The 13,638-nt window shown below is 60.0% G+C and carries 13 protein-coding genes and 1 tRNA gene; 8 read left to right on the top strand and 6 right to left on the bottom strand.

Annotation, left to right across the window (positions count from 1 at the left end; all coding sequences use genetic code 11):
• Positions 1-23 precede the first annotated feature (23 nt).
• The 4 genes from NZ746_07620 to NZ746_07635 form a co-directional block, all read right to left on the bottom strand.
• Complete coding sequence (locus NZ746_07620; GenBank protein MCS6817233.1) at positions 24-1,133, bottom strand: SpoIID/LytB domain-containing protein; 1,110 nt, start codon at positions 1,131-1,133, stop codon at positions 24-26.
• Positions 1,134-1,991: 858 nt separating this feature from the next.
• Positions 1,992-2,067: transfer RNA gene (locus NZ746_07625), tRNA-Asn, on the bottom strand.
• Between the two features lie 86 nt (positions 2,068-2,153).
• Entirely contained in the window at positions 2,154-2,843 is a 690-nt protein-coding gene (locus NZ746_07630; protein ID MCS6817234.1) for a metal-dependent transcriptional regulator, read from the bottom strand.
• Between the two features lie 13 nt (positions 2,844-2,856).
• Positions 2,857-5,133 (bottom strand): ferrous iron transporter B, encoded by a 2,277-nt coding sequence (locus NZ746_07635; protein MCS6817235.1) that lies wholly within the window; start codon positions 5,131-5,133, stop codon positions 2,857-2,859.
• Positions 5,134-5,474: 341 nt separating this feature from the next.
• Here NZ746_07635 and NZ746_07640 point away from each other — a divergent pair, with 341 nt between their 5' ends.
• The 6 genes from NZ746_07640 (at position 5,475) to NZ746_07665 (ending at position 9,994) form a co-directional block, all read left to right on the top strand.
• Positions 5,475-5,900 carry a hemerythrin domain-containing protein gene (locus NZ746_07640; protein MCS6817236.1) on the top strand — a complete coding sequence of 142 codons (426 nt, stop codon included), beginning with the start codon at positions 5,475-5,477 and terminating at the stop codon, positions 5,898-5,900.
• Positions 5,901-5,990: 90 nt separating this feature from the next.
• On the top strand, positions 5,991-6,263 hold the full coding sequence (locus NZ746_07645; GenBank protein MCS6817237.1) for a 4Fe-4S dicluster domain-containing protein: 273 nt from the start codon (positions 5,991-5,993) through the stop codon (positions 6,261-6,263).
• Entirely contained in the window at positions 6,260-7,417 is a 1,158-nt protein-coding gene (locus NZ746_07650; GenBank protein ID MCS6817238.1) for a 2-oxoacid:acceptor oxidoreductase subunit alpha, read from the top strand. Before NZ746_07645 ends, NZ746_07650 begins: the two co-directional genes overlap by 4 nt.
• Entirely contained in the window at positions 7,410-8,288 is an 879-nt protein-coding gene (locus tag NZ746_07655) for a 2-oxoacid:ferredoxin oxidoreductase subunit beta (protein ID MCS6817239.1), read from the top strand. The genes NZ746_07650 and NZ746_07655 overlap by 8 nt, the downstream gene beginning before the upstream one ends.
• Positions 8,285-8,854 carry a 2-oxoacid:acceptor oxidoreductase family protein gene (locus tag NZ746_07660; protein MCS6817240.1) on the top strand — a complete coding sequence of 190 codons (570 nt, stop codon included), beginning with the start codon at positions 8,285-8,287 and terminating at the stop codon, positions 8,852-8,854. Before NZ746_07655 ends, NZ746_07660 begins: the two co-directional genes overlap by 4 nt.
• A 36-nt stretch (positions 8,855-8,890) precedes the next feature.
• Positions 8,891-9,994: a leucine dehydrogenase gene (locus NZ746_07665; GenBank protein ID MCS6817241.1), complete on the top strand. Its 1,104-nt coding sequence runs from the start codon at positions 8,891-8,893 to the stop codon at positions 9,992-9,994.
• Positions 9,995-10,090: 96 nt separating this feature from the next.
• Here the strand turns inward: NZ746_07665 and NZ746_07670 are convergent, their stop codons facing one another.
• Positions 10,091-11,236, bottom strand: coding sequence for a cytochrome c family protein (locus NZ746_07670; protein MCS6817242.1), 1,146 nt, complete (start codon positions 11,234-11,236; stop codon positions 10,091-10,093).
• 506 nt (positions 11,237-11,742) lie between these two features.
• Here NZ746_07670 and NZ746_07675 point away from each other — a divergent pair.
• Together NZ746_07675 and amrS are read left to right on the top strand one after the other, a co-directional pair.
• Complete coding sequence (locus NZ746_07675; GenBank protein ID MCS6817243.1) at positions 11,743-12,141, top strand: cytochrome c; 399 nt, start codon at positions 11,743-11,745, stop codon at positions 12,139-12,141.
• A gap of 75 nt (positions 12,142-12,216) precedes the next feature.
• Positions 12,217-13,269, top strand: coding sequence for an AmmeMemoRadiSam system radical SAM enzyme (gene amrS / locus NZ746_07680; protein MCS6817244.1), 1,053 nt, complete (start codon positions 12,217-12,219; stop codon positions 13,267-13,269).
• 99 nt (positions 13,270-13,368) lie between these two features.
• Here amrS and NZ746_07685 read toward each other — a convergent pair.
• On the bottom strand, positions 13,369-13,638 hold a 270-nt coding region (locus NZ746_07685), incomplete at its 5' end, for a citrate (Si)-synthase (GenBank protein MCS6817245.1).

Consider the following 13,638-nt stretch of genomic DNA (forward strand, 5'->3'; position numbering starts at 1 on the left):
ATCCCTCGATCTCTGGGGACGAGTCACCGGATGACTTTCCCTTCCTGGAAGGGCATCGCTTCTTCGATGGAGATGATCTCTGCTCCCACGTAATAGGCGCCGAGAATTTCCCGAAACGTCTGGCCGCTGCGACCGCGACCGTGCGCGCCGTACTGGCTCATGCCCACGTTGTGCCCCCACCCACCACCGTAGAAGTCAAAGAGCATCGTACCATCTGCTCCTACTCGCGTCACAATAGCGCTCGGACTGTTGAGGAGCTGAAAGAAATCCCTCAGCGTTCGCCATCCTTGCAAAATGAACGATCCGCGCGTTCCCACGATTTGCAATCGCGCGATGCGCCCCGACGGGCTCCGAAGCAGCGGAATGAGCGCTGTGATTGAACCGAGCGAGATGCCGTATGTGTTAAGCAATCGGTCGGCGACGAATGCGGCGGACCGATTCGTCACCCAGCGGTAGCGCGAATTTCCGCTTCGCGTCGGACTATCGAAATGATCCCACGTCTGACTATAGAACAGCAATGCGCCATCGTCCGACGCGAGGTCCACAGGGACAGGGAAATCTCCGTCGTGTACGGCACGCAGTGCCGGATGAGCGTTTGCTCCGGGCAGTCGATCCAGGGGCGAGTTGAAGACCCACTCGTTACTTTCCGTGTGCCCGCCCATCGAGGAGGAATAAAACGTCGGAACGAACGCTCCATCCCGAACAACGACCAGACCGCGCGTATCCTGAACAGCTGCATTGCCATTCGGGTGCTCGGACAGCGCGCCGCGATAGACCTGCGACAGTGTCGAATCATCGAGATCGAACCCGCGATTGGCAAAGCGACCGATGTTGGCCAGGGCATAGGTGCGGGCTGCGACCGCTTGAGCCCGCAATGCCTCAGGGTGAAAAGAGGCCGGCATCTCGTTGGTGATGACGCCTTGGAGATACTCCTCCCTGTCGAGGATATTAATGAGCCGAAGGGACGTATCACTTGCGAGATCGGGAGCCGGATCGTCTGAAACCACCTCGCGCTCGCTCGCCCTGGCTAAACTCCTGGTATGCCGAATCTCCAGCACCCCGCGATAGCGGGGTGGTTCAAACGGATTGCCCGCTCGATTGAGATTCCGGCGACGGAGGCTCGTGACCACCATAAAAGCATCAGGCGCAGGCGCCACACAGAGCGGGATAGCTGCCGGAAGAGAGATAACCTCCCATGGGGTGGCAATGGCGATTTGTTCCGATGTGGCGGTGAAGGCAAATTCCTCCCCTGCTTGACCAAAGGCAATGGGAACCCCCTTGCAAGACGGGGCGCTCATGACTTGGCGATGATCCGTTTCTGCTGTGGGGTTCAGAAGCTGCCAAATGGTGAACGAGCTTGTCGCTGTGAGCGTGATGCGTCCGTGCCTCTGCTCTGTGCTTGTGTCGAACTCCGCGAGAACTTCTCCAGATGGGGAGAATCGCGTTGGGTTCAGCCCGATGCGAATCGTGCGCACAGACAGCACTTGCGCATGGAGGCGAATCGAGCTCCATGCAGCATGCGCTCCTGAGGCGAAAGAAAATCCCTCCGCCTCCTTCAATCTCCAGAAGACTTCGGTGTCCTGATTTGCTGGGTGCTCTTGCTCAAGCGGCTTTGCGGAAGAGAGCGTTTGCCCTTCCCTACGAGGGGTTTCCGGTCGGTTGACCCTGTGAGAAGGGCGCCTCCTGTGGGGAGGAAGCGCGTGCCCGCTGTCGAAGAGCCCTTCGACAATCGCTCGATGCAGAAGAGCTTCATGCTCTCGTTTGATGAGACCGGGTCGAGAGTGCCACCCAAAGGGGAGGAGGCCACCCACCAACAGCATCATCGCGTATCGTCTTATCGGTCGCTCAGTCCCCATGCTCTAAGACATTGAACGAAACCGCCAACGTTGTCAATCATGCTGGTAGGTGAATTCCGGCGCGCGCATGGGTGACCAAACACCGGTTGGCAGGAACGTTTCGAACCTCAGCCAAGCAGTGGATCCAAGGGGGATTGGCTCCTCAGGGAGGACTCGAACCTCCAACCCGCCGGTTAACAGCCGGCCGCTCTGCCAATTGAGCTACTGAGGAGCATTGCGAGAAGTAGCTTAGCAAAACAGCGGCGGCCTTGTCAATAAGCGGTGATGCGCGTGCCTTTCCCCATGGGAGAGGCCTCTTCACGAGAGCGGCTCAATCTCTTCTGACTCGTCCTCGTTAGAGCGCCAGACATAGATCTCGCGAGCGGTCTCCTGGTCCAAGGCGATCTCCGTCTCCTCGCATTGAAGGACGATACTCGGCCACTTTTGCAGGAGCTTGACGGAGACGCCAGGCAGAATACCCAAGGCCGAGAGCTTCAGAAGGCGGGGATGAGAACGTGTGCTCACATAGGCGACGCGCGCCGTTTCTCCAAGTGCCAAGCGATCGCAGGAGACAAGGAGAGCGCTCACTTGCTCTTCGGCTTGCCGGCAGCACGCTCCTTCGGGGATCGGACGCCCATGCGGACACACGCGCGGATGACCAAGCAGCGTGCAGATCGCTCGCGTGATCCCCTCCGCGATGAAATGCTCAAACTCGCACGCCGCCGCCTCGGTCTCCTCCACATCCACGCCCAAGATGTCGCACATCAGGCGTTCGGCCAACCGATGCCGGCGAATGATGGGCATCGCCACCGAGCGCCCCATCGGCGTGAGGCGCAAATGTCCAGAAGGTTGCCGAGCGATGAGCCCCTCCTGTATCGCGCGTTCCAAAAGCTGATCCGTCACCTCGGTGTGAGCGATCTGACGGATGTCTTGCGGAAGCGCTTCTCCCTGTTCCTCCAAAGTCCACAGCGCTTCAAGCAACTCGCCCAATTCCCGGTCCACATCCATGATGTTCTCCCCCTCACGAGAACGCGCCGAGCGCTCTCAGGAACCGTCCAACGATGCCCCCGATGGCAAAAGCGAAAGGAATGATGAATCCGACGATGGCGAGCGCGCGCCGCACTCCTTGCTCTCTCACGATGACGAGGAAATTCGCCAAGCAGGGAACGAAGAGCGTAATCGTGACCAAAGCGACAATGACCTGCGTCGTCGTCAAGCCATCGTGGCGCGCCAGATCGAAGAGCCCTGCGGCTCCATAGTCCCGTCGCAAGAACCCCATGACGAACGCCCGCGCGGCTTCCGCTGGCAGCCCGAGCCAGCCGACGACAAGCGGACGCAAGCCGTGCTCAATCCATTCGATTCCCGTCCGCGCACCGAACCGGATCTGATCCAGCAGGAAGAGCGCCAGCGTGGCCAGCAAAAAGATCGGCACGACCTCCCCCAAGAACCAGCGCAAGCGCAACCACGTCTTCAACAGAATGTTTCGCAAGATCGGGATGCGAAGCGGTGGGAGTTCGAAGATGAAATCGCTCCGCTGGCCGGGAATCACCTTCGCCGCAAGGTGCCCGACGAGCACAAGCTGCGACGCGACGACGCCGAGCACCGTGAGGATCACGACAGGAGAATAGGCCGCGGCGATTCCGAGGATCACCCCCAATTGAGCCGAGCACGGGACGCCAAGCGCCAGAAGGAGCGTCGCGATCAGTCGCTCCCGCGGGGAATTCAAGATCCGCGTGGTCATCGTCGCCATGGTATCGCATCCGAGGCCGAGCACCATCGGCAAGATGGCTTTCCCGTTAAGCCCCATCAGTCGCAACACGCGATCCGACAGAATCGCCAGACGCGGCAAATACCCACTGTCCTCCAACACGCCGAAGGCGAGGAAAAATGTCACGACGACGGGCAAAATGATGGCGAGTGCATAAGTGAGCCCCATGGAGATGAGCCCATACGGCCCCACCAATAACTCATGGAAGAACCCTGAGGGGATCAATGACTGAAGCCAAGGGATGAGATACGCGCCAAAGAGAATTTCCTCCAACGCCCCCACGAGCGTTTGCGCTCCCGTGTATCCAACCAACTCGTAGACGAGAATGAGAATCACCATGAGAATGGGAATGCCAGTCAGCGGTTGACGCGTCCATCGCCCCAGGTGGTGAAGGAAGCGCGCGCTGCGCCGCATGAGCACGAAGGCGGGGATAAGAATCGGAGTGAACAGCGTGAGCACGCGAGTGGCTTCAACCAACACGCCGTATTCAGGTTCGGATGGACGACCGAAGAGGAAGTGATGCACGAGATCCAACCGATGCGCGTGGAAGAATGCCTGCGTTGGCTCGGCCACGTATTGCAAAAGGAGATGCGTAAGCCAAGCCGTGGGCGTGGGCCATGAGAAGCGACCGCCGAGCTCTTCCCAAATCAAGAGGCCCACGCCGCACAACAGCAGTCCCATCCACCATCGAAAAGCTGAAGGCGCCAGTTCGCGTCGCGGCTGTTTCCTCCCCTCTTTTCGGAGAGTGAGGACCGCTTGCTCCAAAAACTGCGCGCGAGCGCGCTCGAGTTCCCGACAGAGCGAGCGCGTGGTCGAGCACCCTTGACATCCTCGGGAAGCGGGCGAAGGCCCCAGGACCTGCCGCACTGGAGAGAGACGCGATCGCCCTAAAAGCTGCTCCACCTGACGCTGAAAGCGCGCGTCCCCGACCTCCATCCACTCGATGATCAACCCGACAGGAAGGTCGGCGTCCTCCAGCGGCATTCCGAGGACTTCACGTTGTCGTTCATGGAGGGGATTCTTCGGAACGGTCGCCCGCGGAATCGCGCGCAGGAGTTGGCGAAGGCCATAGCCGTATGTCGCGATGGTCTCGACGACGGGGATGCCGAAGAGTTCGGCTAAGGCGTCGGCGTTGATCTCGATGCCGCGCTCGCGCATCTCGTCCACCATATTCAGCACGAGCACCATCGGCCGCCGAAGTTCGACCAACTGAAGCGTGAGCAGGAGCGTGCGGCGCAGATTCTTCGCATCGGCGACCTGCACGATAACATCCGGTTGCTCCCGAAGCAACACCTCACACGCCACGCGTTCATCCTCAGATTGCGGAACGAGGCTCGTGATCCCCGGCGTGTCAATGACTTCGTATTCGATCCCATCCGAGATCAGCCGACCGCGCGAGATCTCGACCGTCGTTCCCGGATAGTTCGACACCAACGCGTAGCGCCCCGTGAGATGGCGAAAGAGCGCCGATTTCCCCACGTTCGGGTTCCCGACAAGGACGATCTTCTTTCGCTGCGACAGTGGCGACATAGGCGTCCCTTGTAAAGGATCATTGAAGCAACCCTTGTACCGGTCCGTCAAGCTCTGCTCGGCGACGCCCCCAGCGCGACACATGCCATTTTGCCCGAAGAGAACTGTTTGCAGATTGCCGAGCGATCGGAGGCCTATGCGTTCGAAGGCGAGAATCGGGGCTTTTGACCCACCACGTGGGCATTTTCCCAAGCGGCGTTTTGCCTCAGACGCTCTTGGAGAAGGTCTGCCCCTCTAATCTCCTGCAAAGGAACCGAATGCTTCGACAGAGCGCAGGCCCCCTCGATGGCCTTCCATGGCACGGCAATTGCTAACAAAATCCATGTGGACGAGGGGGAATTATGCCGGACATAGGGCAAGAGATTCGCGAAGAACACGAGAAGCTCACGGCGCTCATGCGACAACTCCAGGAGGAGATTGCGACCTTTTGCTCCTCGTGGGCTTCCCTACGGGAAGGATTGCGCGCTTTCAAGGACCATCTTCGACGTCACTTCGAATTGGAGGAAGAAGGGGGGTTTATGGAGGAGGTCCTCCGTCGCTGGCCGCACGCCACTCCGCAAGTGGAAGCGCTGCGCGCCGAGCACGAGCGGCTTCTCCAAGAGACGGAGGCCCTTCTGCAGGTAAGTCGTCACGTCGCCGAAGATCAACCCATTGACGCATGGGCGGCGGCTTGCGGGCGCCTCCTGTCGGCCATACAAGAGCATGAGTGGAGGGAGAATCGGTTGATCCAAGAGGTCTTTTGCCTCGATGTTGGCGGAGGTGACTAGAAAGACGCTGTTGAACCCGTGCTGCGAGCTCTTCAGGGAGCGAGACGATTGAGCATGGTCAAAGAATCAAAGCGGATGGAGTCCACTGGTATGAACATCGAATCCGCCGTTCAAACGTCATCGCGCGCGGCGCGTCGGTCGCACGGCCGCGTTTTTCTTCTCGTCGAACGCTGTAAGGGCTGTCAATTCTGCGTCGAGTTCTGTCCCCGGCGGGTCTTGGTGATGTCCGACCGATTCAACAGCAAGGGGTATCATACCCCCGCCATCGTCGCCGAGGAACAATGCACCGATTGCAAGCTGTGCGAGCTGCTCTGCCCAGAATTCGCCATCTACGTCGTTCGGATCGAGGAGGAAGAGCGATGAAGCGAGGGCCAGCCGTTCTGACGGGCGTGCATTTCTTCAACGGAGATGTTGCGTGCGCCGAGGGCGCGTTGGCCGCCGGATGTCGCTTCTTCGCCGGGTACCCGATCACGCCAGCCACGGAGATCGCTGAGCGCATGGCCGAGCGCTTGCCGGAAGTTGGAGGAACGTTCATCCAGATGGAGGACGAGATCGCTTCCTTGAGCGCGGTGTTGGGTGCTTCTTGGGCGGGCGTGAAAGCGATGACGGCGACCTCAGGTCCGGGATTCAGCCTCATGATGGAGAACCTCGGCTTCGGTTACATGACCGAAACGCCATGCGTCATCGTGAACGTACAGCGCGGGGGTCCCTCGACCGGATTGCCGACTTTAGTGGGGCAGGGCGACATGATGCAAGCCCGATGGGGCTCACACGGCGATTATGAAACGATCGTCCTCGCGCCGAGCTCCGCGCAAGAGATGTTTGATCTGACGGTCACCGCGTTCAATCTCTCGGAGAGGTATCGCTTGCCCGTGTTGATCCTGAGCGACGCCGTCATCGGCCACATCACAGAACGGGTGATCATCCCTCCGGAAGAGGAGATCACGATCGTGAATCGGAAGAAGTTCACGGGCCCGCGTGAAGCCTATCTGCCGTATCTCCCGGAGGAGGATTTGGTACCGCCGATGGTCGCCGCGGGCGAGGGATATCGAGTCTACATCACCGGCCTCACGCATGACGAACGCGGCTATCCCTCGACGTCGCCGGAGGTACAAGAGCGACTCGTGCGCCGACTCGCGGAGAAGATCTGGCGGAACGCGCGCGACATCATTCGGCTGGAGGAACGCGGGATCGAAGACGCTGAGGTCGTGCTCGTGGCTTACGGGATTTCGGCGCGCGTCGCCTATCGCGCGATGGAGTTGGCGCGCGCGGCCGGTCGTCGCGTCGGATGGCTACGGTTGATCACTGTCTGGCCGTTTCCGGAGGAGCGCATTCGCGACCTCGCGACTCGAGTGCGCGCCTTCGTCGTTCCGGAACTCAATCTCGGGCAGATTGTTCGAGAAGTCGAACGCTGCGCCGCCGGACGCGCGCGTACGATCCCGGTCCTGCGACCTGGAGGCGCCGTCCATGATCCCCGCGAGATCCTCACCGTCATCGAGGAGGTCTTCCATGACTGAGGCGGAGCACCCGTTGGATCAGTTTCTTCGAGCCGACCGGCTGCCGCACATCTGGTGCCCGGGGTGCGGCATCGGCATCGCCATGCGTTGCTTGGTGCTCGCTTTGGAAGAGCTGGGACGGCCGCTGGATCGCGTGGTTGTCGTCTCGGGCATCGGCTGCTCGGCGCGCGTCGCCGGATATGTCCGGCTCGATGGGTTCCACACGACGCACGGCCGCGCGATCCCCTTCGCGACGGGACTGAAGCTCGCCAATCCTGATCTCACGGTGATCGTCTTCAGCGGCGATGGGGACTTAGCGGCCATCGGGGGGAATCACCTCATCCATGCGGCGCGTCGTAATCTCGACCTGACCGTCATCTGCGTGAACAATTTCATCTACGGCATGACCGGCGGCCAATTCGGTCCGACGACGCCGCTCTCGGCCCGCAGCACGACCACACCGTACGGGAACTTCGAGCCCCCCTTTAACCTCATGGCCCTGGTCGCCGCCAGCGGTGCCGTCTACGTCGCTCGCTGGACCGTATTCCACGTCCGGCGCTTGATCACCGCTTTTCAGGAAGCCATCGCCAAAAAGGGCTTCAGTTTCGTGGAAGTCCTCTCGCCTTGCCCGACCGGATACTTGCGCCGGAATAAGCTGGGCGAAGCTGTGGACATGATGCGTTATTTCAAAGCCAACAGTGAGATCCGACACGGAGCCGATCCGGCTGAGGTGGGGATCGAGATGGGAGGCAAGCTCATCCTCGGAAAGTTCGTCGATCTCGAGCGTCCGACTTATCAGGAGCGCATGCGGCAGCAGCTGGCGGCCTTTTTCGTCGAACCGTATGTGGAGAAAGTGAGTGAGGAGGTGGAGGCCGAGGAGGTCGAATCATGAGCCGATGGGAAGTGAAGATCGCAGGATTCGGGGGACAAGGAATCGTCTTAGCTGGGTATCTCCTCGGCAAAGCGGCCGCCGTCTACGATCGGCGCCATGCGACGATGGTGCAATCCTATGGCCCGGAAGCCCGCGGGAGCGCCTGCGTCAGTCAAGTCATCATTGCCGACGAGCCGATCTACTACCCCTACGTCACCGAACCGGACGTGGTGGTCGCTATGTCTCAAGAGGCGTATACGAAATTCGCCGCCGAGGTGAAACCCAACGGGCTATTGCTCGTCGAACGAGATTTAGTGGCGCTCGATACGGTGCGGCTCGACTTCGCGCGCTCGGGGGGGAACGGCGTGCGACTTCACGCTCTCTCGGCGACGAAGATCGCAGAAGAATTGGGCCATCGCATCGTCGCGAATATCGTCATGCTCGGTTTCCTCTGCGCGCTCGCTCCCCTCGTCTCCCCATCGGGGATGAAAGAGGCCTTGCGCTCTTCGCTCCCGAAGAGCGCCATTGAGTTGAACCTGATGGCCTTCGACGCCGGATATGAACGCGGGCTCCAAGTTCGGATATAATCTGGTCGCAAACTCATCGCAGAGGAGGGAGGGCCTATGACCCCATTGACGAAGATGGAAGAGTATGGGCACGAAGAGGTCATTTTCTGCCAGAATAAGGACGTCGGGCTGCGGGCGATCATCGCCATTCACGATACGACGCTCGGGCCAGCTTTGGGCGGCACGCGGATGTGGCCCTATAAGACGGAGGAAGAGGCCTTACTGGATGTGCTGCGGCTCTCGCGGGCGATGACGTATAAGGCCGCGGCTGCTGGCCTCAACCTCGGCGGGGGGAAAGCCGTCATCATCGGTGATCCGAAGAAGGACAAGTCTGAAGCGCTCTTTCGTGCTTTCGGGCGTTTCGTTGAGAGCCTGAAGGGGCGTTTCATCACCGGCGAAGATGTCGGCATAGACGTCAACGATATCGAGTACATGTACATGGAGACGCGGTATGTCTCCGGACTCTCCCCCGCCCACGGAGGCGGAGGAGACCCCGCCCCCGTCACGGCCTTCGGTGTGCTGCAAGGCTTGCAAGCCTGCGTGCAGGAGAAGCTGGGACGGGATTCCCTCAAAGGTTTGAGCGTCGCTGTCCAAGGGCTCGGGAATGTCGGCTTCAATTTGGCCGCGCGGCTCATCGAGGAGGGCGTTCACGTCTTTGGCTCGGACATTGACCCGGATAAAGTGGAACGGGCGCGAAGCGAATTGAAGAAGATCGAGATCGTCAGTCCGGAGCAGATCTACGATGTAGACGCGGACATCTTCGCCCCTTGCGCGCTCGGCGCCGTCTTGAACGATCAAACGATCCCCCGAATGAAGTTCAAGATCGTCGCCGGAGCAGCGAACAACCAGCTCGAAGAAGATCGGCACGGCGTGGAACTGCACCGCCGAGGCATTCTCTACGCCCCCGATTACGTGATCAACGCCGGGGGGTTGATCAACGTCTACGTCGAGCTGGAGGGGTATGACCGCGAGCGCGCGCTGCGCATGACGCGCGGCATCTATTACAATCTGCGCCGCGTCTTCGATATCTCTCGACGAGAGAACATCCCCACCTTTCAGGCAGCGGATCGCCTCGTCGAAGAGCGCATCGCCATGGTCCGACGGCTCAAGAGCATGTACACGGGCCAGGCCGTCCATCGCTTTCGATGGGAGATGCGCTGAGCCGTGAAAAGAAGATGCGGGGGGGATTCGTCCCCCCGCATTTCCCACCTCACGCGACCTCTGAAGTCGAAGTCCCGCGAGGATTTCGAGCCCTAGCTACCGCAGCGCCCTCAACGTGGCCAAGAGCACATTACGAGCGAAGCTCGGATTGTGCACGCCAAGGCTCCCGTCGTACTTGATCAGGAGATAGTTCCAAGACGCGCGAATGATCGGATCCGAGGTCGCGAAGATGCGACGGCCGCCGGGCCGATCCCAAATCTCCCCCGCTCGGGCATATACCTCCGTCCCATCAGCCAAGGTGAAGCGAAAGCTGATCAACCCACCAATGCTCCGGATCTCGGCGAGTTTTCTGATCTGCCGGCCATCGAGCGGGAAGTTCTCCGTATAGGCACCGGTCGCTGGGTCCCACCTGCGAACCACGCCGATTTGATCGCGAACGGCCAGGATGCGTCGCTCGATAGCGGCCTTGACTTGCTCGAGCAACGTCTCGATCGGCTTCTGCACGAACTCGATCGTCATGGAGGGACCGTGGCAACTCACACATGAAGTTTCAGACGCTTGGAACGTATGTCCATCCTTGCCAAGTGTCAGATGGCACGTCACGCAGCTGTCACCCACAAAAAGGCCATGGGGAGAAGCGCCGTTCACCGTATCGTCGAGGAAGAAGGCATTCTTCCCCATGATGACGTCAGCCTCCGCAGAATAATGTGGAGCCGTATAGCGACCGGGATCCGCCGCGTCCCACTTGATGCGATCGTTGCGCGTATTGTGGCAGGTCATGCAAATCGCGCCCTGTCCCACAGCCCACGCTTCGAACCCCGCGGGCAGCATCGGCGTATTATCGCGAATACGCATCTGGAAGTCATCTCCATGGCACGTCCGGCATGTGATCGGCTGTACGCGATCCGTCGTCAGGCCCAAGCTCCGAAGATACGCTTCATCGGCTGCTGATCCATCCGGCTTCTTGATAAAACCCGGGTCCCCTGCCAGAAGCTGCGGTACCCAAGCGATGAACCCCTGCTCGCTATGGCAGCGCCCGCAGTGAGCGGCTCCCGTCCCTCGACGTTCGACTGTCGCTTCCGCGACGGCCGTATCGCGATTGGCGTGCCGACTGCGCCGCCATTCAGCAGATGGATTTCCCTGCGGAGCCAAGGCCGATGAGCGCCCGACAGTCAAAACAACAACGAAAAAGAGTAGGATCCCACCTACGGCGAAGAGCTTCAGAAGTGATCGTTGACGCATTATCGGCCACCTCCTCTTAATGGGAATTCTGCTCTGCCCCACAAGGAGGAGCGGACGCTCTTTCTCGCACTGGCACGACATCCCAATGCTTCATACCTCCGCTCCTCCTTCCTGAGGCATTTTTTCATTCCGCGCCAGAGAAATGCAAGTCTCGTGCCACTGCTTGGCGGACACTCGGACGCGAGACGAGAGACAAAGCATCAATGAGTTAGCGATGGTGCGCCGCCCCCCGGTCCCCATCCCTGCGTTTTATCCCCCACCGGCGCGCGTGCTTCCCCACCCCAACACACGGCGAGATAAGGCGTTTCGAAGGGGAGACGAACTTCCGACCCGAGCGAGAGGAGGAAGGAAAGCCCTCTCACATGCTTCGACTTGGCCGGGCCTCAGACGAGGACGTTGTCAGAACTCTCGCGCACGCACGCCCTCTTCTGGCATGGGATTTGCGTTTCAGGAACATGGAATCGTTCATCTGATGTTTGATCGAGACACGCCAGGAGGGGTCAAGAATGCGCAAAGTGGCCATCATCACGACAGGCGTTGCCATGCTCGTCTCGGTAGTGATGAGCGTTGCTTCTCAAGAGAGGAGTTTTGTCGAAAAAGGACGTCGCCTCTATATCCGGCATTGCGCAGCTTGTCATGGGATGGATGGGAAGGGGAACGGACCAGCGGCGGATTCGTTGAAGGTTCCTCCGCCAGACCTCACACAGCTTCAGAAAGCCGGTGAAGCGTTCCCCATCTATCGTGTGATGGCCGTGATCGAGGGCGAGAAAGTCGTCCCTGCTCATGGGACTCGCGAGATGCCTATCTGGGGGACGATCTTCCGACGGACGCGTGGCGAGGCGTTGATGCGCTCGGATATTTACGCGTTGGCCCGATACATCGAGGCGATTCAGGCGAAACGCTGACGGCGCGCGGGGCTCGGCGTGTGAGGACCCGTCTCGTGAGGCGGTGAGAGCGTCCGTGGCTTCAAGGAGAGGCGTATGCATGAGGCCATGCTTTATCACAAGCTCACGCCTCGGGATGTCCGGTGCGATCTTTGCTGGCACCGATGCCGGTTGAAGCCCGGACGTCGAGGGCGTTGCGGCGTACGCGGGAACATCGAAGGGACGCTCTATACCTTCGTCTTCAATCGAGTCGCCTCCTTGACAGTGGATCCCATTGAGAAGCACGCTTTCTTCCATTTTCGACCGGGGACGTATGCGTTGGCTCTGGCGACGGTCGGGTGCAACTGGCGCTGCTATTACTGCTCCAGTCACGCGCTCTCGCAGATGCCCAAGGGTCCGAACGGACGCATCATCGGCCGCCGTCTCTCCCCCGAGGAGATCGTGAAGACGGCGCTCACACACCGATGCCACAACCTCGTGTACACGTATACGGAGCCCACGGTCTTCTTCGAGCTGATGTTGGAGACCGCGCGTTTGGGATCAGCTTACGGGCTCAGAAACCTCATGGTTACTAACGGCTATTTGACACCGGCGGCCCTTCGCATGCTCCGCCCCTACTTGGACGCCGCCAATGTGGACATCAAAGGCTTCGATGAACGTCGGCATCGCCAGATGTGTGGTGCCCGTCGACGTCCCGTCTTCGAGTGCCTCCGTCAGCTCAAAGACATGGGCGTGTGGGTCGAGGTGACGACGCCGATCATCCCAGGACACAACGATTCGGATGAAGAGCTTCGCGCCATTGCGGAGTTCCTCGCTTCCCTCTCCTGCAGCATCCCTTGGCATGTCAACGCTTTCCTCCCTGCGTACAAAATGAAGGATCATCTCCCCGCTGCTCTCGAGTCCATTCAACGAGCGTACATGATCGGTCGCAGCGTGGGACTGCACTATGTCTATTGTCAGGACTTGCCGGGTTCAGCGTGCGCGAGCACGTTTTGTCCGTACTGCCGAACTATACTCATCGAAAGGGTCAGCTTCACTGTACTGGCGAACCGGATCGTTCACAACCGATGTCCACAGTGCGGTCAACTTGTGGATGGTGTAGAGATGAATCCTCTTCCCCACTCCCTTCACCACGTCCTCGCCTCATAAGCATGGGAACTGGCGCGACGTAGGGAAGGTCCTGCGTCAGTCTCCTTGGTCTCGTCGCCGAGAGCGACGTTTGTCTTCGTTCGCCTTCCCGAATGGCCTTCAAGACGCGCGAGCAGCGACTGTTCGCTCCTCGATAGGGACGTAATCGCGTCGGGGTGGGCCGATGTAGATCTGTCGGGGGCGGGCGATCTTCTGCTCGGGGTCCTGCAGCATCTCCAGCCACTGGGCGATCCACCCGGCCGTGCGCGCAATGGCAAACAGCACCGGGAACATCTCCACCGGAAACCCCATCGCCTGATAGATGATCCCCGAATAGAAATCCACATTCGGATAGAGCCGCCGACTCACAAAATACTCGTCCTCCAACGC

The organism is Blastocatellia bacterium (genome assembly GCA_025055075.1).
Taxonomy (GTDB): domain Bacteria; phylum Acidobacteriota; class Blastocatellia; order HR10; family HR10; genus HR10.

Excerpts from the sequence above, each read along its gene's own strand:
- NZ746_07640 (MCS6817236.1), top strand. The coding sequence starts at position 5,475 with ATGCCGGACATAGGGCAAGAGATTCGCGAAGAACACGAGAAGCTCACG.
- NZ746_07635 (MCS6817235.1), bottom strand. The coding sequence starts at position 5,133 with ATGTCGCCACTGTCGCAGCGAAAGAAGATCGTCCTTGTCGGGAACCCG.
- amrS (MCS6817244.1), top strand. The coding sequence starts at position 12,217 with ATGCATGAGGCCATGCTTTATCACAAGCTCACGCCTCGGGATGTCCGG.
- NZ746_07630 (MCS6817234.1), bottom strand. The coding sequence starts at position 2,843 with ATGGATGTGGACCGGGAATTGGGCGAGTTGCTTGAAGCGCTGTGGACT.
- NZ746_07670 (MCS6817242.1), bottom strand. The coding sequence starts at position 11,236 with ATGCGTCAACGATCACTTCTGAAGCTCTTCGCCGTAGGTGGGATCCTA.
- NZ746_07650 (MCS6817238.1), top strand. The coding sequence starts at position 6,260 with ATGAAGCGAGGGCCAGCCGTTCTGACGGGCGTGCATTTCTTCAACGGA.
- NZ746_07645 (MCS6817237.1), top strand. The coding sequence starts at position 5,991 with ATGAACATCGAATCCGCCGTTCAAACGTCATCGCGCGCGGCGCGTCGG.
- NZ746_07655 (MCS6817239.1), top strand. The coding sequence starts at position 7,410 with ATGACTGAGGCGGAGCACCCGTTGGATCAGTTTCTTCGAGCCGACCGG.
- NZ746_07660 (MCS6817240.1), top strand. The coding sequence starts at position 8,285 with ATGAGCCGATGGGAAGTGAAGATCGCAGGATTCGGGGGACAAGGAATC.
- NZ746_07665 (MCS6817241.1), top strand. The coding sequence starts at position 8,891 with ATGACCCCATTGACGAAGATGGAAGAGTATGGGCACGAAGAGGTCATT.
- NZ746_07620 (MCS6817233.1), bottom strand. The coding sequence starts at position 1,133 with ATGGTGGTCACGAGCCTCCGTCGCCGGAATCTCAATCGAGCGGGCAAT.
- NZ746_07675 (MCS6817243.1), top strand. The coding sequence starts at position 11,743 with ATGCGCAAAGTGGCCATCATCACGACAGGCGTTGCCATGCTCGTCTCG.